Consider the following 16,960-nt stretch of genomic DNA (forward strand, 5'->3'; position numbering starts at 1 on the left):
CGGGTCGTCGACACCCTCACCGCCGGTGGCGGTGGATCGACGGGTCGTCATCCACGCGGATCGTTCTCCCGCGGCCCCTGCGCCAACTCTGCGAGAACCAGCTTGAGCACCAGCACGGCGCCCGCCTTGTCAAGCGGGTCGTTGCCGTTGCCGCACTTGGGGGACTGCACGCACGACGGGCACCCCCAGGGACACTCGCACGCCTCGATGGCGGCGGCCGTCGCACCCAGCCAGGTGCGGGCCCGGCGAAAGCCCCGCTCGGCGAATCCCGCGCCGCCCGGATAGCCGTCGTAGACGAAGACGCTGGGCAGCCCACGCGGATCGGGCCCGACCGCGGTGGACAGGCCGCCGATGTCCCCGCGATCGCAACTGGCCACCAGCGGCAGCAGGCCGATCGCCGCATGCTCGGCGGCGTGCAACGCTCCCGGGATCTGCGTCGCCTCAATGCCCTTGCGCTGCAACGCATCCTCGGTGATGGTGTACATCACCGCCGTGGTGGCCAGCGTGTGTTCCGGCATGTCCAATTCGATGAAGTCGATCACCTCCCCGGAGAGCCGGCGGCGCAGGAAGCCCACCACCTGGTGGGTGACCCTGACCGGCACCAGGCCCAACGTGACCGGCCCGAACGCCAGGCGCTCGCCCGCGCCGGTGACGGCGATATCGGTGATCTCCCGCGCGAACGTCGCGTAGCCCGGGTCCTCGGCGTGTACGAACGCGATGCCTTCCTCGGTGTCCAGCGAGTCCACCACGTAGCTGTCGCCCTGATGCAGGTACACCGCGCCGGGGTGGACGGTGGCCGGTGCCTGACCGGCGCCGGCGCTGCCCAGCAACCTGCCGGTGTCGGCCTCCACGATGACGATCTGGCCGCCCGCCGAGCCCCGGATGTCCACGGCGGCATGCGGTTCCAGTCCGGGCACCGGAAAGTACTTGCCGGCACGTCGCCGCAGTAGGCCGTCGTCGACCAGGCCGTCCGCCACCTCGGTGGCGCCGAGGGTGCGCACCTCGGCCTCGTCCAGCGGCAGTTCGGTTGCCGCGCACAACAGCTGCGGACCCAGGATGTAGGGATTGGCCGGGTCGATGACGACCCGCTCGACCGGCTTGTCCAGCAACGCGGCCGGGTTGTGCACCAGATACGTGTCCAGCGGATCGTCGCGGGCGATCAGTACCACCAGCGCGCCCTGGCCGCGTCGCCCGGACCGGCCGGCCTGCTGCCAGAACGACGCAACCGTGCCGGGGAAACCGGCGAGCACCACCGCGTCCAGTCCGGCGATGTCCACCCCCAACTCCAGCGCATTGGTGGTGGCCAGGCCCCGCAACCGGCCCTCGGCCAGCGCACGCTCCAGCGCGGTGCGGTCCTCCGCGAGGTAACCGGCACGATACGACGCCACCGTGCGGGACAACTCCGGAGCGACGTCGTCCAACCTCGCCTGGGCGCCCAGCGCGGTCAATTCCGCGGCCCGCCGCGACCGCACGAACGTCAACGTTTGGGCGCCCTCGGCGATCAGATCCGCCATGACGCGTGCCGCCTCCGCACCGGCGGAGCGGCGCACCGGCGCGCCGTTCTCACCGGTCAGATCGGCCCGCAGCGCGGGCTCCCACAACGCCACGGTCCGGGCGCCCTGGGGTGAACCGTCCTCGCTGACCTCCTCGACCGGCAACCCGATGAGCTCGGCGGCCGTCGCGCCCGGCGAATCCGTTGTCGCGCTGGCGAAGATCACCGTCGGCGAGGAGGAATAGCGGGCGCACAACCGCAGCAGCCGGCGCAGCACCATCGCCACGTTGGACCCGAATACCCCACGGTAGTAATGACATTCGTCGACCACCACGAATCGCAGACCGCGCAATAGGACGGCCCAACGGGCGTGATTGCGCAATATCGACAGATGGATCATGTCGGGATTGGAGAACAGCCACCGCGAACGTTCCCGCGCGAATCGTCGGACCTCGGTCGGGCTGTCGCCGTCGTACGCCGTGGGTGCGACGTCATGAAGCCGCGGGATGACCGCGGTCAGTGCGTGCGCGGCTCGCAATTGGTCGTGGCCCAACGCTTTCGTCGGCGACAGGTACAGCACGCGTGCCCGCGGATCGGTCGCCAACGCGTTGAGGACCGGAAGCTGATAGGCCAGTGACTTGCCCGACGCGGTACCGGTGCTGACCACCACGTGACGGCCCGAATGCGCCAGGTCGGCGGCCGCGAACTGATGCGACCACGGTGCGGTGATCCCGCGGCCGGCGAACGCGCCGACGATGTCGGGCTCGGCCCAGGCCGGCCACTCGTGCGGCCGGCCGCTGCGCGGTGGCAATTCGGCGACATGACGCAGCGGACGCTCGTCTGGCGCGGTTCCGGCGAGTGCGGCGGCAAGCAGGTCACTGCCGAAACTCGCCATCTCACCCCTTCGGTGGATCCGTTGTGAATCGGCCTTCACGTCGGCCGCGGAATCAGCCTTCGAATCGGCCGAAGACACAAGTCTGTCGCCGACGCGATGAACATGGTTGACTATTTGCGGTCGCAGCTTCTGTGTTCGTGTCAAACTTTCGCAGGATCGACGTTGCGGCCGCAATTCCTGCGAGGTTAATCGGTCGGGTGAAGTTCCGGCGACTCAGCGAGGTATGGCGGTCGTACCAGGCCCGGGGCATCGAAAGGCGATGCCCCGCACCCAGAAGAAAAGGAAAGATCGAGAGATGCCACAGGGAACTGTGAAGTGGTTCAACGCGGAGAAGGGCTTCGGGTTCATTGCCCCCGAAGACGGTTCCGCCGATGTGTTTGTCCACTACACGGAGATCCAGGGTTCGGGCTTCCGCACCCTCGAAGAGAACCAGAAGGTCGAGTTTGAGATCGGCCATAGCCCTAAGGGCCCCCAGGCCACCGGAGTCCGCTCGCTGTAAAGAAGAGCAGACCTGAACGGATAACCCCCCGTGCAAACCCGCCCAGCGGGTTGAGCCGGGGGGTTTCCTCATTTACTGCCGCCACCAGGTCTGCATCCCGGCCGGCCCCGGACGCCGCGCCGGTCACCTCAAGACGCGGGCGGCCCCCCTGGCCTACTGTCGGGGGCGTGAGCCAGCTTTCCTTCTTTACAGCGGAGTCGGTGCCGCCCGCGGCCACCGATCTTTCCGGGGTGCTGGCGGCGTCCGGGCAGATCGTCACCGTCGGTGCTACCGGTGAAAGTCGCGTGGCCGGCGCCCGGCTGTCGGTGGTCGTGGATCATGCCTGGCGGGCCTCGGCGCTCGCGGAGATGATCCGGGAGGCGGGTCTGGTGGCCGAGATCAGCCGGACCGACGAGGACACCCCGCTGGTGCGGACGGCAGTGGACCCCTCCCTGAGCACCCTGGCCACCGAATGGACGCGCGGGGCGGTCAAGACGGTGCCGCCGCGCTGGCTGCCCGGGCCCCGCGAGTTGCGGGCCTGGACGCTGGCGGCCGGAAACCCGGAGGGCGAGCATTACCTGCTGGCGCTGGACCCGCACGCGCCGGACACCCACTCGCCGCTGGCGTCGGCGTTGATGCGCGTCGGGATCGCGCCCACCCTGATCGGCACCCGCGGCGGCCGGCCCGCGCTGCGGATCACCGGACGCCGGAGGCTATCGCGCCTGGTAGAGAACGTCGGGGAACCGCCCGACGGCGCCGAGGCGTTGTCGCGGTGGCCGCGAGTTTAGCCAGGAGGTAACGTCCGGAATCGCGTCGGCTTTGCGCCGTTTCCGCGAATGTCAGTTTGCGCAGGCCCGCCCAAGGGTGCGAAATTGTCAGATGCCGCAGGGCGAAGGAACGGTCGCGTACCTGAATTTCACCGGAATTTTCGAAGCCGACCTGTCATTCTTCCTGCAGGTGGTCTCGCAGGGGGGACCAATCAGGGATGGAGCGTAAGGGCAGTTGGCTGACCCGAAACTAAAGGACACCAGCAGCGGCGGGAATGGCAGCCGCCGGCGACTCGTGATTGTCGAGTCGCCCACCAAGGCGCGCAAACTGGCCGGTTACCTGGGCTCCAGGTACATCGTCGAATCGTCGCGCGGCCACATCCGCGACCTGCCTCGGGCCGCCGCCGACGTGCCCGCGAAGTACAAATCCGAGCCCTGGGCACGGCTTGGGGTCAACGTCGATCACGACTTCGAACCGCTCTACATCATCAGCCCCGAGAAGAAGAGCACCGTCACCGAACTCAAGGGCCTGCTCAAGGACGTCGACGAGCTGTACCTGGCCACGGATGGTGACCGCGAGGGCGAGGCCATCGCCTGGCATCTGCTGGAGACCCTCAAGCCGAACATTCCGGTCAAGCGGATGGTGTTCCACGAGATAACCGAGCCGGCGATCCTGGAGGCCGCCGAGAATCCACGCGACCTGGACATCGACCTGGTCGATGCGCAGGAGACCCGGCGCATCCTGGACCGGCTGTACGGCTACGAGGTCAGCCCCGTGCTGTGGAAGAAGGTCGCGCCCAAGTTGTCCGCGGGCCGGGTCCAGTCGGTGGCCACCCGGATCATCGTCCAGCGCGAACGCGACCGCATGGCGTTCCGCAGCGCGTCCTACTGGGACATCGTGGCCCAGCTCGATGCGAGCGTGTCCGACCCGCAAGCCTCGCCGCCCACCTTCACCGCCCGCCTGACCGGCGTCGACGGCCTGCGCGTGGCCGCCGGCCGCGACTTCGACTCGCTGGGGCAATTGCGTAAGGCCGACGAGGTGACCGTCCTCGACGAGGCGAGTGCGACCCAGCTGGCCGCGGGCCTGCGCGGCGCTCAGCTCAACGTCGCGTCGGTGGAGGAAAAGCCCTACACCCGGCGCCCCTATGCGCCGTTCATGACCTCGACGCTGCAGCAGGAGGCCGGCCGCAAGTTGCGGTTCTCCTCCGAGCGCACGATGAGCATCGCCCAGCGGCTCTACGAAAACGGCTACATCACCTATATGCGTACCGACTCCACCACGCTGTCGGAGTCGGCGATCAACGCTGCGCGTACCCAGGCCCGCCAGCTCTACGGCGCCGAATACGTCTCCCCATCGCCGCGCCAGTACACCCGCAAGGTCAAGAACGCCCAGGAGGCCCACGAGGCGATCCGCCCCGCGGGGGAGACGTTTGCGACCCCGGACGCGGTGCGCCGCGAACTCGACGGCGACGAATTCCGCATCTACGAGTTGATCTGGCAACGCACGGTGGCCTCGCAGATGGCCGATGCCCGCGGCACCACGCTGAGCCTGCGGATCAACGGCCAATCAACGGCGGCCGGGGCCCGAAGAGAAGTCGTGTTCTCGGCCAGCGGTCGCACCATCACGTTCGCGGGCTTCCTGAAGGCCTACGTGGAGACGGTGGACGAGTTGGCCGGCGGCGAGGCCGACGACGCCGAGAGCCGGCTGCCGCAGTTGACCCAGGGCCAGCGGCTGGACGCCATCGAGCTCACGCCCGACGGCCACGCCACCAACCCGCCGGCGCGCTACACCGAGGCGTCGCTGGTCAAGGCGCTCGAGGAGCTGGGCATCGGCCGCCCGTCGACGTACTCGTCGATCATCAAGACCATCCAGGACCGTGGCTATGTGCACAAGAAGGGCAGCGCGCTGGTGCCCTCCTGGGTGGCGTTCGCCGTAACCGGTTTACTGGAACAGCATTTCGGTCGCCTCGTCGACTACGACTTCACCGCCGCGATGGAAGACGAGCTCGACGCGATCGCCTCGGGTCAGGAGCGACGCACCGACTGGCTCAACAACTTCTACTTCGGTGGCGAGCACGGGGTGGCCGACTCGGTGGCCCGCTCCGGTGGTCTGAAGAAACTCGTCGGCGTCAACCTGGAAGGCATCGACGCTCGAGAAGTCAACTCCATCAAGCTCTTTGACGACGAGCAGGGCCGACCGGTCTACGTCCGGGTGGGCAAGAACGGGCCCTACCTGGAACGCATGGTGACCGGCGACGACGGTGAGCCCAAGCCGCAGCGGGCCAACCTCAACGACTCACTGACCCCTGACGAGCTGACGCTGGAGGTGGCCGAGCAACTGTTCGCCACCCCGCAAGAGGGCCGCGTGCTGGGGGTGGACCCGGCAACCGGGCACGAGATCGTCGCCAAGGACGGCAGGTACGGGCCATACGTTTCCGAGGTGCTGCCGGAGCCGCCACCCGGCGACGACGACGGCAGCGCCGCGCCCGCGAAGAAGGGCAAGAAGCCCACCGGTCCCAAACCGCGCACCGGCTCGCTGCTGCGCACCATGGACCTGCAGACCGTCACGCTCGAGGATGCGCTGCGCCTGCTGTCGCTGCCCCGAGTGGTCGGTGTCGACCCCGCCTCCGGTGAGGAGATCACTGCGCAGAACGGCCGCTACGGCCCATACCTGAAGCGCGGCACCGATTCTCGGTCACTGGCGACCGAGGAGCAGATGTTCGACATCACCCTCGAGGAAGCGCTGAAGATCTACGCCGAGCCCAAACGCCGGGGCCGGCAGGGCGCCGCCGCGCCGCCGCTGCGTGAGCTGGGCATCGATCCGGCGACGGGCAAGCCGATGGTGATCAAGGACGGCCGGTTCGGCCCCTACGTCACCGACGGTGAGACGAACGCCAGCCTGCGTAAGGGCGACGACGTGGCCTCGATCACCGACGAGCGCGCCGCCGAACTGTTGGCCGACCGCCGGGCGCGTGGTCCGGCGAAGCGTCCCGCCAAGAAGGCCGCCCGCAAGGCGCCGGCCAGGAAGACGGCGGCGAAAAAGGCCGCCAAGCGGAGCTAGCCGGGTTCAGTAGCCGGGGCCGATGGACTCGCCGGACATCTCTTCGGCCCGCGCCTGGTTGGGCTGCGAATCGGTGGTTCCGGCCAGGTGCACCGGGCGGGCCAGCTGGGTCGGCGCTCGGCGGCCGCGCAGCTCCACCACCTCGCCGACATCCCAGCACAGGGCTTCGGCGTCGAGCGCGCCGCTGACCGCGATAGCCGACGCGAGCACGTGGCCGGGTTCCAGCTTGGCCAGCTCGGTCAGCCGGGCGGCCTCGTTGACCGGGTCGCCGATCACGGTGTACTCGAAGCGGGCCTGCGCGCCGATGTGGCCGGCGATGGCCCGCCCGGATGACACCCCGATGCCGAACTCCGCCGACCCGATCACCGGCAGCAGCGCGTCGTGCAGTTCCCGGGCGGCGGCCAGCGCCCCGCCGGGCGAGTCGGGGTGTTCGATCGGCGCGCCGAAAATAGCCAGCGCGGCGTCACCCTGGAACTTGTTGACGAAACCACCATGCTTGCCGACCGTGTCCACGACCACCCGGAAGAACTCGTTGAGCAGGTGGACCACCTCGGCGGGCGGCCGGGTCGAGGCAAGCTGCGTGGAGCCGACCAGGTCCACGAACAGCACCGCGACATCGCGCTCCTGGCCGCCCAATTCGGTTCCGCGCTCCAGCGCCCGGCGGGCCACGTCTTCACCGACGTAGCGGCCGAACAGGTCACGCAGCCGCTGCCGCTCGGACAGGTCACGCACCATGTCGTTGAAGCCCGCCTGCAGCAGGCCGAGCTCGCTGGCGTCGTAGATCTGCATGTGCGCGTTGTAGTTTCCGCGCTGCACCTCCGACAGCGCCCAGCGCAGCTGGCGCAGCGGATCGGCGATCGACATGGCCACCAGCAGCGTGCTGATCAGACCGATACCCAGCGCCGCCACCGCCAGCAACAGGATCGGGGTGAACAACTTCTCCGGCGTGGCATGCAGCAGCGAGGTCTTGTCGGCCACTACCGCCAGCACGATCGCCAGCACCGGCACGGCGGTGGACAGCATCCAGGTCAGGATCTGCCGCAGGATGACGCCGGGCGCCTTGACGTTCTCGGGCACCCCGCTGCGCAGGGCGGCCACCGCCACCGGCCGCAGCACCCGCTCGGACTGCAGGTAGCCGATGATCGAGGTGGCCGCGGCGCCGAGCCCGGTGGCCACCGCCACCACGGGCGCGGCGAAGCGGGCCACCGACCAGCTGGCGATGATGAACACCACGCTGCCGATGGCCCAGGCCACGATGCTGATCAGGGTGCGGTAGAACGGCATTCGCAACGCGCGGCTGCGGGCCAGTTCGGTGGCGGCCGGGTCGGCCTCGGCGAGCATGTTGTCGCGGCGCTGCCACCGGAATACCGGCATCAGCAGCCGCAGTGTCACGGCCAAACCGGTGAGGAACACGACGACCAGCGCGGTGGCGAAGATCGCCAGGTTCAGGACCGGTAGGTCCTGCAACTGGATGCGGTCCTCGGGCGGCAGGGCGTAGCGAAGGAAGCCGAGCACGAAGAGCGCGCCGATGATGTCGGCCTGCAGCATGCTGAGCGAGAACAACGGCCACGGCGTGCGCATCACCCAGCGGACGAATGCGCTGATCCGCCCCGGTAGTGCCGCCGCCGTTGTCACTAACCCACCGTATCGGTCGGCAGTGACGTCTCGGAAACTTAATATCGATCTCGGCAGGTCGCTCAGGGCGCGTCGAGCGCGCCGAAGATAACGGAATGGTCGCGGTACGGTGGCCGTTCGGTATCTGTCGGCGGCGCCACTACTGTTACCGGTGATGTCCGGGGTGTTTACGCGGCTGGTAGGCCAGGACGCGGTGACGGCCGAGCTGCTGGCCGCCGCCAGAGCCGCCCGTGGTGACTCAGGCCACAGCGGGGCCGGCGCCGGGACTATGACACATGCATGGCTGATCACAGGGCCTCCGGGTTCGGGCCGCTCGGTGGCGGCGTTGTGCTTCGCCGCCGCCTTGCAGTGCACGTCCGACGGAGAGCCGGGCTGCGGACGCTGCCACGCGTGCACGACGACCATGGGCGGCACCCACGCCGACGTGCGGCGCGTGATTCCCGAAGGCCTGTCCATCGGTGTCGACGAGATGCGTTCGATCGTCCAGATCGCGTCGCGGCGCCCGGCCACCGGGCACCGGCAGATCGTGGTGATCGAAGATGCCGACCGGCTGACCGAGGGCGCCGCCAATGCGCTGCTGAAGGTGGTGGAGGAACCGCCGCCGTCGACGGTGTTCCTGCTGTGCGCGCCGTCGGTGGACCCCGAGGACATCGCCATCACGTTGCGGTCGCGGTGCCGGCACGTGGCGTTGGTGACCCCGCCGACCGAGGCGATCGCACGCGTGCTGGTCGACAGCGACGGCCTGACCCCCGACACGGCGAACTGGGCCGCGTCGGTCAGCGGCGGCCATGTGGGCCGGGCCCGGCGGCTGGCGACCGACCCCGAGGCCCGGTCGCGCCGGGAGCGGTCGCTGACGCTGGTGCGCGACGCCGCGACCCCGTCGCGGGCCTACGCCGCCGCCGAGGAGCTGGTGGCCGCGGCCGAAGCCGAGGCCGTGGTGCTGACCGCGGACCGCGCCGAGGCCGAGACCGAAGAGCTGCGCACGGCCCTGGGCGCCGGCGGCACCGGCAAGGGCACCGCGGGCGCGATGCGCGGCGCGGCCGGGGCGATGAAGGACCTTGAGCGACGGCAGAAGTCGCGTCAGACACGGGCCTCGCGCGACGCGCTGGACCGCGCGCTGATCGACTTGGCGACGTATTTCCGGGACGCGCTGATGGTCTCCGCGAATGCCGGGGCGGTGCGGGCCAACCATCCCGATATGGCCGAGCGGGTCGCGGCGCTGGCCGCCCACGCCCCACCCGCGCGGCTGCTGCGCTGCATCGAGGCGGTGCTTGAGTGCCGCGAGGCGCTGGCGATCAACGTCAAGCCGAAGTTCGCCGTCGACGCCATGGTCGCCACCATCGGCCAGGAACTGCGCGATTGATCGCCCGGCGACGATGCAGACGGCGTTGCCGTGTGAGGAGGAGCGGGCGCAATCCTGATTTCGTGGTGTCGGGCCGCCTGCCGTAGACTCGTGCCGCCCGGCGTGCGGGTATGCCGCCTTAGCTCAGTCGGTAGAGCGATTCACTCGTAATGAATAGGTCGGGGGTTCGATTCCCCCAGGCGGCTCCATAGTTTTAGGCGGACGCGACGAACCCCACCGGGCCCGATGCGAGGCACAACGCCAGCGCGGTGGTATTGGCCCGCACGGTGATCGCGTCCCCGGCACCCGGTAACCGGGCATAGACCCGGTTGAGCCCGGGATGCACCGGCACCTTGACCTCGGGTCCTTGCGTCATCGACAACGTCATCGAACCGTCGCTGTTGGCCAGGTAGTTCAGCTCGACGGTCCAGTCGGCGGGCAGCAGCGGGCCGTCGAGGACCAGGCGCGCCGGATTGTCCGGCTGGGCGAAGTAGCCGCACCGCGGAATCGGCCCGGGCGCGATGGTCCGTACCCAGGTGACGCGCGCCTTGACCAGCCGGCCCGAGTTGTCGAACATGCGCAATTGCGTTGTCGCAGGCGCGAATTCGGGTCGATCCCGCAGCAGGGCGAACAGGTGACTGGCCAGGTTCTCCGGGGCGGCCACCCGTTGCAGCACGAACGGGTCGACCTCCTGATCCAGCAGCGGCGCATCCGAGGCCGTGTGGGCCTCGGCCAGGGCGGCCCGGGCGTTCTGCAGATAGGGCTGGGCGGGGTTGTCGCGCCAGCTGGTCAAGAACGTGGCCGTCGAATACAGGCTGCTGGCCGCGAACAGCACTGCCACACCCGCGGTCACCGCGGTGCGTTTCGGCGAAGCGTCCAGCCATTGCGGGCCGGCCCGCCGATTGGGGGCGCTCAGTGCCACGGCGGCCAGCAGCGCCAGCACCACGACGAGATCGGGCAGGTAGCGTAGGGTCTGCGCGAGCTCCAGTGCGGTCTGGTTCGACGACCGCATCAGATAGATCGGCACCTGGCAGGCCACGGCATAGCCGACGGTGACGAGCCACACCGGCCCGATGCGCTCCTTGCGAACCAGTGACACCGCCAGGATCCCGACCAGCACGAGCCAGCCCAGCGCCATCACCGCCGGCGGGGGCGTCGCCCAGGGGGAGGCCGGCGCCCACCGGTCCCAGTGCCACGGCCCGCCCGCCAGACCCGGCACGATGCCGTGCGTGATCGAGCGCACCAGCAGCCGGCATGTCATCGCCAGGTCGGAACTCCACCGCTGCTGATTGACCACCGCCAGATACAGCGCGATCCAGGCGGCGGTCAGGGCTAGGGCGCCGATCCACAATCGCAGGCCGGCCCGCCACACCGTCGCCAGCGACGACCCCAGGCTCCGATCGCCGGTCACGTGGCTCAGCAGCGCGGCCACCGCGAACGCGACGAACGGGATCACCGCGGCCTTCTCGAAGAACAGCAGCCCGCCGAAGTAGACCAGCACCCCGGTCACCGCGTAGCGACGTTTGCCGGTGCGCACCAGCAGGATGGCGTCGGCGCACACCCAGGCCAGCGCGGCCAGCATAGGCAGCGAGTTCAGCGCCGCCGCCCACCACGCGAAGCCGGGCACCCCCAACGGCGTGAACAACGCGAACGTGAACGGGATCAGCAGCACCGGCCGCCAGCCGAGGATGACGTACAGCGCGCGCAACAAGGCCAGCGACGCCAGCAGTTGCAGCACCAGCAGGCTGACCGCCGGCCAAGTCCAGTCCAGTGGCGCCAGCCGGATGATGGTGCCCGCGACCAAAAATGCCCCGGGCATGACGTGCCCGTCGTGGTCGTCGAACAGATACGACGGCGCGAGCAGGTTGTGGGTGCCGGCCTTGCCGATGAGGATCAGGTCGTCCCAATAGAAGTAGCCACCGAACGCCAGCACCCCGCGCACCGCCAGCTGCACCGCGATGAGCGCGGCGGCCGCGACCGCTATGTATGGTGGGCCGGTGCGCGCACTGGTCACCGGGGCAGCCGGATTCATCGGCTCGACGCTAGTCGACCGTCTGTTAGCCGACGGTCATGCGGTGGTGGGGCTGGACAACTTCGCGTCGGGCCGCGCGACCAACCTCGAGCATCTGGCCGACAATCCGGCGCATGTCTTCGTCGAGGCCGACATCGTGACCGCGGACCTGGAGGCCATCCTCGACGAGCACCGCCCGGAGGTGGTGTTCCACTTGGCCGCCCAGATCGACGTGCGGCACTCGGTGGCCGACCCGCAGTTCGACGCTTCGGTCAACGTCATCGGCACGGTGCGCTTGGCCGAGGCGGCCCGCAAGGCGCAGGTCCGCAAGATCGTGCACACCTCCTCGGGCGGATCCATCTACGGCACCCCACCGCGGTACCCCACGCCCGAGACCGTGCCGACCGACCCCGCGTCGCCGTATGCGGCGGGCAAGGTGGCGGGCGAGATCTACCTGAACACCTTCCGCCACCTGTACGGGCTGGACTGCTCGCACATCGCTCCGGCGAATGTCTATGGCCCCCGTCAGGACCCGCATGGTGAGGCCGGGGTAGTGGCGATCTTCGCCCGCGCCCTGCTCTCGGGCAAGCCCACCAAGGTATTCGGGGACGGCGGCAACACCCGCGACTACGTCTTCGTCGACGACGTCGTGGACGCCTTCGTCAAGGCATCCGGTGACGACGGCGGCGGGCAGCGTTTCAACATCGGCACCGGAATCGAAACCTCGGACCGCCAACTGCATTCGGCCGTGGCCGCCGCGGTCGGGGGACCCGACGACCCGGAGTTTGCGCCGCCGCGGTTGGGCGACCTCAAACGTTCCTGCCTCGACATCGGTTTGGCCGCAGAGGTTTTGGGCTGGAAGCCCAGGGTTGAACTCAGTGACGGGGTGGCCCGCACGGTGGAATACTTCCGTCAGGCGCAGGCCGGCTGACCGGGCGTCGAGATCGACGTCAGCGTGCGGCCTACTCGAACCTTCCCGCGCCAGCGTCGATTTCGGTGACGGGCGCCTGTGCGGATTCCATCGCCACCGCCCGGGCCAGTCTCGCGTAGCGCAGCTCCAGATCCTTGAACCGCATGTAGGTGCTCAGCGTGGTGAAACAGAACGCCATGATCAGCGCGTAGAGCATCAGGTCGGTGCCGCGGCGCACCCCGAACCACTGCGCCACCACCGTGGTGTCGTCGGGCCGCAGCACGGCATAGATACCGCCCAGCACGAACACCACGTAGCCGACCTTGACCCAGGCCCGGGATCGCGCGTTGCGGCGCGACCGCAGCAGATACACCAGTAGCGCGACTATCGATCCGATCAGCAGTACCTGAATCCAGTTCATATTCCAACCCTTTTCATCTCGGAATCCGCCCTCGCAGGAATCCGTCGAAAATGATGTTGACGCCGTTGAGCAGGGGTTGCCCCTTCGACCTCGAGTACGCGGTGTAGAGCACCTCGATGGGTTCTTCGGCGACGCGCCAATGGTTTTCGTCGATCAACATGATGAACTCGTTGGCGTGGCTCATGCCGCTCATGGTGATGTCCAGCCCGTCGGCGACCTTCTTGTTGAACACCCGCAGCCCATTGTTGGTGTCGGTCAGGCCGAGTCGGCGGCCGCGCCGGCTCAACCGCGCGGCGGTCTGCAACACGATCCGTTTCACGAACGGTGGCCGGGCACCGTGCTGTGCGCCGAAGCGGGTGCCGATCACCACGTCGACGTCGCCGGCGCGCAACCGGTCGACCATCGTCACCAGGTCTTTGACGCGGTGCTGCCCGTCGGCGTCGAACGTGGCGAAAACCTCGGCCCCGGGCTGCTTGCGGGCGTACTCCACGCCGGTCTGGATGGCCGCGCCCTGCCCGAGGTTGATCGGATGCCGCACCAGGTGAGCCCCGGCCCGCCGGGCGATCTCCCCGGTGTCGTCGGCGCTGCCGTCGTCCACGCAGACGACATGGTCGAACACCGAGCGCACATCGGCGACCACCTCACCGATGACAGCTGCTTCGTTGAAGGCGGGAATGACGACCCAGACGACCGAATAATGCGTTTCAGTACCCATCTAAGCCCACAAGGTACACGCCTGTGCAGGTCATATCAGCCGGTAGAGCGCGTGGCGCGGGACAGCGCGAGCAGATGGACGCCGATCCCCACGACCGGGCCGCACAGCAACCCGACCACGGTCCGGGTCTGCAGGGACAGCGGCAACAGCAGCAGCAATCCCGACGCGACCGTGGCGCTCACCCAACCCAGCGAGTAGGCCCGGTGCAGCGCCGCGGCCACCGCCGCGGCGCCGGTCAGCGTCAGCATCGCGATCGCCACCGCGGCCGCGGTCAGCCACGCCAACAGCGCGCTGCTGGCGTGGTACTGCGGCCCGAAGGCGACCCGCAACAGCCACGGGCCTATCACGCCCGCGGCCAGCACGCCGACCGCGCCGATCGCCCCGACGATGCCCGCCGGGGCGAGCAGCGCGCGAATCCGATTGCTGCGCTCGTCGACAAAATGAGCAATCAGGTTGCCCTGCATGGCCGTCAGCGGCACCAGCAGCGGCGCGCGGGTCAGCGTGACGGCCAGGATGATCACCCCGCCCTGTGCGCCGAGCTCGGCGCTGGTCAGCTTCAACAGCACCGGAAATCCCATCACCAGTATGGCGCTGGCACCGGCCGCGGTGATCGAATGCGCCGCGCCCCGCAGGAAGGTCGCGGTCCCGCCCGGGGTCAGCAGGCGGGCAGTCGCCCGGGTCGCCGGCGAGGCCACCAGCAGGATCAGCCAGGCGACCGCGCCCGCCACCGTCGCCCACAGAAATCCGACCAGGCGCCAGCCGAGCGTGACGGTCGCCGCGGCCACCGTCACCCGGATGACGGCGTCGGTCACCATCAGCGCGCCGTAGCGGGTCCACTGGTTGGTGCCTGCCAGCATGCCCAGCAGGGTGGCGTGCAGGCAGAAGCCGGCCAGCCCGACGCTGAGCAGAACCACCGACAACAGGCGCGCCTCGACGAACACCCGCCCGCTCCACAACGGCGAGCTGCCCGCGATCAGCACGGCCGCGGCCACCCCGACCAGCATGGCGACGCGCATCGGGTGGGTACGCGGCTCGCCGGGCACCGGCAGCGCGGCCAGGTCGCTGATGTAAGGCGTCGAGCGGACTTCCCGGGTGGTTTCCTGCAGCAGGCCGTTGGCCGCGCCGGTGACCAGACCGAAGGCCCCCCAGAACACCCCGAATACCGAAAAGCCGCTCGGCGCCAGGTCACGAGCGGCCAGGTAGATGACGGCGTAGCCACACAGCGCCGTCACGGCGGTGGCGGTGCCGACCCGGGCCATGCTGCCGCGCGCCACCGGCCCCTGTGAGGCACTGATCTCGGTCATCGGGGCGGCGACGCTTTCGGCCCGCTTCCCCGATGTATCGCCACAATTTGAAAATTCTATGCGGCCCGCGGCGGGCGTCCCCGGCGGCGACGCGGTTCGCTAGTGTGAGCTGGCCGTCGGGAAGGATCCATGTCCGCTTTGCGTACCTTCGCGATCTCGCTCGTGGTCACCGCGGCGGCGCTCGCCCTCGGATATTCCTACGGCGGTTTCAAAGACCTCTATCTGTTGGTGGTGCTGGCCGCCCTCGAGGTGTCGTTGTCGTTCGACAACGCCATCATCAACGCGGCGGTCCTGAAACGGATGAGCCGGTTCTGGCAGCGGATGTTCCTGACCATCGGGATCCTCGTCGCCGTGTTCGGCATGCGGTTGCTCTTTCCGCTGCTCATCGTGTGGGCGACCGCGGGCCTCGACCCGGTGCGGGCGATGGAGCTGGCGCTGCATCCGCCGCCGCACGGCGCGCTGGAGTTTCCCGACGGCTCGCCCAGCTACGAAAAGCTCGTCATCGTGGCCCACCCCCAGATCGCGGCGTTCGGGGGGATCTTCCTCTTGATGCTGTTTCTAGATTTCGTTTTCTATGACCGAGACATCAAGTGGCTCAAGTGGATTGAGATCCCGTTCGCCCGCATCGGCCGGCTGGGGCAGGTGTCGCTGGTGGTGACTGGTGTGGTGCTGGTCCTGGTGGGCACGCGGTTGACGCACTCGGCCGACGAGGCAGCCACGGTGCTGACCGCCGGACTGCTGGGCTTGGTCACCTATCTCGTGGTCAACGGATTGAGCCGGGCGTTTCGGCCATCCGACACCGAAGCCGACGTCGAATCCGGAGCCGGCGCGGCGACCGGCTGGGCCGGCCTGACCCTGTTCCTCTATCTCGAAGTTCTCGACGCCGCGTTCTCGTTCGACGGCGTCACCGGCGCGTTCGCCATCACCTCGGACCCCATCGTGATCGCGCTGGGGCTGGGGCTGGTGGGTTCGATGTTCGTCCGGTCCATCACCATCTACCTGGTCCGCCAGGACGCGCTGGGCCGGTACGTGTATCTGGAACACGGGGCGCACTGGGCGATCGGGGCGCTGGCCGTGATCATGCTGTTCTCCATCGAGCCGCGATTCGACGTTCCCGAGCCGGTCACCGCCTCGGTCGGGGTGGTGTTCATCGCGGCGGCGCTGGGCTGGAGCGTCCTGCGCAACCGCCGCGACGCGCGCCGGGGCGTGACACGACCTCGCTAGGCCTCGATCTGCCCGGCGATGCGCCGTTCGATCGCGGCCCGGGCGGGCGCGGGAAGCACGATCAGGCCGTCGAGCTCTTTGGTCGCCCGCGCGTAGGCGTTCTGGCGTTCCTCACGCGTGGCCGCATCGTCGTGCGCCAAGTGCAGCAGGTGCTGGGCGCGCGCCAGCCGCTGCTGATCGTCCGCCGAGAAGTCGCTGCGTCGCCGGCGGATCGCCTCGGCCTCGGCGATCTCGAACGCGTTGAGGTACTCGTGGACGGCATCGCGGTAGTCCAGTAGCGCATCCCGGTTGCCCACCAGGGCGTCGGGCGGTTCCGGCCGCAGCAGATCGGCGTGCCGCTTCGCCTTGTGGAAGGCGATGGTGAGCGGGTCGCGCATGTTCGTCATCATCGGGAAGTCCAGCAGCTTGGCGATGTCGACTTCGTAGTCGAACCACCGGGCGTCGGTACGGTCATGCGCGGCAACGAGCTTGGTGAGTTCTCGGCGGTCGTGTTCCTCGTTGGCCCGCCCGCGCCCGGTTGCCTCGGCCACCGCGATCTTGGCCTGCTGCTTCAACCGGTACCGCTCCATCCGGCGCTCGGCGCGACGCTCGTTGGCCGCGGCGATGGCCCGAAGGCCGCCGCCGATCGCACCGCCCAGCGGAAACACCAACCACCAGAAATTGGCGGCGAAATGCAGCACCGGGTTCACATCGCCAGGATGCCAC

General features: G+C 68.9%; 13 protein-coding genes and 1 tRNA gene. 7 read left to right on the forward strand and 7 right to left on the reverse strand.

Annotated elements, in window-relative coordinates; all coding sequences use genetic code 11:
- Positions 1 to 47: 47 nt before the first annotated feature.
- Complete coding sequence (locus tag G6N50_RS23240) at positions 48 to 2,387, reverse strand: DEAD/DEAH box helicase (RefSeq protein ID WP_083099018.1); 2,340 nt, start codon at positions 2,385 to 2,387, stop codon at positions 48 to 50.
- 295 nt (positions 2,388 to 2,682) lie between these two features.
- On the opposite strand from G6N50_RS23240, the gene cspA reads away from it, so the two are divergent.
- The 3 genes from cspA to topA all read left to right on the forward strand — a co-directional run bounded on the left by cspA (position 2,683) and on the right by topA (position 6,693).
- On the forward strand, positions 2,683 to 2,886 hold the full coding sequence (gene cspA, locus G6N50_RS23245) for a cold shock protein CspA (protein WP_007772268.1): 204 nt from the start codon (positions 2,683 to 2,685) through the stop codon (positions 2,884 to 2,886).
- A gap of 167 nt (positions 2,887 to 3,053) precedes the next feature.
- Positions 3,054 to 3,653, forward strand: coding sequence for a hypothetical protein (locus G6N50_RS23250; protein ID WP_083098965.1), 600 nt, complete (start codon positions 3,054 to 3,056; stop codon positions 3,651 to 3,653).
- Between the two features lie 214 nt (positions 3,654 to 3,867).
- On the forward strand, positions 3,868 to 6,693 hold the full coding sequence (topA, locus tag G6N50_RS23255) for a type I DNA topoisomerase (RefSeq protein ID WP_083098967.1): 2,826 nt from the start codon (positions 3,868 to 3,870) through the stop codon (positions 6,691 to 6,693).
- Between the two features lie 6 nt (positions 6,694 to 6,699).
- Here the strand turns inward: topA and G6N50_RS23260 are convergent, their stop codons facing one another.
- Positions 6,700 to 8,328 carry an adenylate/guanylate cyclase domain-containing protein gene (locus tag G6N50_RS23260; protein WP_142275756.1) on the reverse strand — a complete coding sequence of 543 codons (1,629 nt, stop codon included), beginning with the start codon at positions 8,326 to 8,328 and terminating at the stop codon, positions 6,700 to 6,702.
- A gap of 154 nt (positions 8,329 to 8,482) precedes the next feature.
- On the opposite strand from G6N50_RS23260, the gene G6N50_RS23265 reads away from it, so the two are divergent.
- A complete protein-coding gene (locus G6N50_RS23265; RefSeq protein WP_083098971.1) occupies positions 8,483 to 9,691 on the forward strand; it encodes a DNA polymerase III subunit delta' in 1,209 nt (402 codons plus the stop codon).
- A gap of 112 nt (positions 9,692 to 9,803) precedes the next feature.
- Positions 9,804 to 9,879, forward strand: a tRNA-Thr gene (locus G6N50_RS23270).
- Between the two features lie 5 nt (positions 9,880 to 9,884).
- Here G6N50_RS23270 and G6N50_RS23275 read toward each other — a convergent pair.
- Complete coding sequence (locus tag G6N50_RS23275) at positions 9,885 to 11,702, reverse strand: hypothetical protein (RefSeq protein WP_142275757.1); 1,818 nt, start codon at positions 11,700 to 11,702, stop codon at positions 9,885 to 9,887.
- Between G6N50_RS23275 and G6N50_RS23280 the strand changes: the two genes are divergently transcribed.
- Positions 11,668 to 12,612: an NAD-dependent epimerase/dehydratase family protein gene (locus G6N50_RS23280; RefSeq protein ID WP_142275758.1), complete on the forward strand. Its 945-nt coding sequence runs from the start codon at positions 11,668 to 11,670 to the stop codon at positions 12,610 to 12,612. The genes G6N50_RS23275 and G6N50_RS23280 overlap by 35 nt on opposite strands.
- A 31-nt stretch (positions 12,613 to 12,643) precedes the next feature.
- Here G6N50_RS23280 and G6N50_RS23285 read toward each other — a convergent pair whose 3' ends face one another.
- Genes G6N50_RS23285 through G6N50_RS23295 form a run of 3 tightly spaced genes read right to left on the reverse strand, consistent with a single transcriptional unit; the run spans position 12,644 to position 15,031 of the window.
- Positions 12,644 to 13,012 carry a DUF2304 domain-containing protein gene (locus tag G6N50_RS23285; RefSeq protein ID WP_083098974.1) on the reverse strand — a complete coding sequence of 123 codons (369 nt, stop codon included), beginning with the start codon at positions 13,010 to 13,012 and terminating at the stop codon, positions 12,644 to 12,646.
- Between the two features lie 13 nt (positions 13,013 to 13,025).
- Positions 13,026 to 13,727: a glycosyltransferase family 2 protein gene (locus tag G6N50_RS23290; RefSeq protein WP_083098976.1), complete on the reverse strand. Its 702-nt coding sequence runs from the start codon at positions 13,725 to 13,727 to the stop codon at positions 13,026 to 13,028.
- Between the two features lie 35 nt (positions 13,728 to 13,762).
- Positions 13,763 to 15,031 carry a hypothetical protein gene (locus tag G6N50_RS23295; protein WP_083098978.1) on the reverse strand — a complete coding sequence of 423 codons (1,269 nt, stop codon included), beginning with the start codon at positions 15,029 to 15,031 and terminating at the stop codon, positions 13,763 to 13,765.
- Positions 15,032 to 15,160: 129 nt separating this feature from the next.
- Between G6N50_RS23295 and G6N50_RS23300 the strand changes: the two genes are divergently transcribed.
- Complete coding sequence (locus G6N50_RS23300) at positions 15,161 to 16,255, forward strand: DUF475 domain-containing protein (protein WP_083098980.1); 1,095 nt, start codon at positions 15,161 to 15,163, stop codon at positions 16,253 to 16,255.
- Here G6N50_RS23300 and G6N50_RS23305 read toward each other — a convergent pair.
- Positions 16,252 to 16,944 carry a hypothetical protein gene (locus tag G6N50_RS23305; RefSeq protein ID WP_083098981.1) on the reverse strand — a complete coding sequence of 231 codons (693 nt, stop codon included), beginning with the start codon at positions 16,942 to 16,944 and terminating at the stop codon, positions 16,252 to 16,254. The two genes, G6N50_RS23300 and G6N50_RS23305, sit on opposite strands and share 4 nt — an antisense overlap.
- Positions 16,945 to 16,960: the final 16 nt, after the last annotated feature.

The sequence above is a fragment of the Mycobacterium mantenii genome, assembly GCF_010731775.1.
Taxonomy (GTDB): domain Bacteria; phylum Actinomycetota; class Actinomycetes; order Mycobacteriales; family Mycobacteriaceae; genus Mycobacterium; species Mycobacterium mantenii.

What these genes read in the sequence shown, in the direction of transcription:
- G6N50_RS23240 (WP_083099018.1), bottom strand. Translation starts at nt 2,387, where the DNA reads ATGGCGAGTTTCGGCAGTGACCTGCTTGCCGCCGCACTCGCCGGAACC.
- cspA (WP_007772268.1), top strand. Translation starts at nt 2,683, where the DNA reads ATGCCACAGGGAACTGTGAAGTGGTTCAACGCGGAGAAGGGCTTCGGG.
- G6N50_RS23265 (WP_083098971.1), top strand. Translation starts at nt 8,483, where the DNA reads ATGTCCGGGGTGTTTACGCGGCTGGTAGGCCAGGACGCGGTGACGGCC.
- G6N50_RS23275 (WP_142275757.1), bottom strand. Translation starts at nt 11,702, where the DNA reads ATGAATCCGGCTGCCCCGGTGACCAGTGCGCGCACCGGCCCACCATAC.
- G6N50_RS23285 (WP_083098974.1), bottom strand. Translation starts at nt 13,012, where the DNA reads ATGAACTGGATTCAGGTACTGCTGATCGGATCGATAGTCGCGCTACTG.
- G6N50_RS23290 (WP_083098976.1), bottom strand. Translation starts at nt 13,727, where the DNA reads ATGGGTACTGAAACGCATTATTCGGTCGTCTGGGTCGTCATTCCCGCC.
- G6N50_RS23295 (WP_083098978.1), bottom strand. Translation starts at nt 15,031, where the DNA reads ATGACCGAGATCAGTGCCTCACAGGGGCCGGTGGCGCGCGGCAGCATG.
- G6N50_RS23300 (WP_083098980.1), top strand. Translation starts at nt 15,161, where the DNA reads ATGTCCGCTTTGCGTACCTTCGCGATCTCGCTCGTGGTCACCGCGGCG.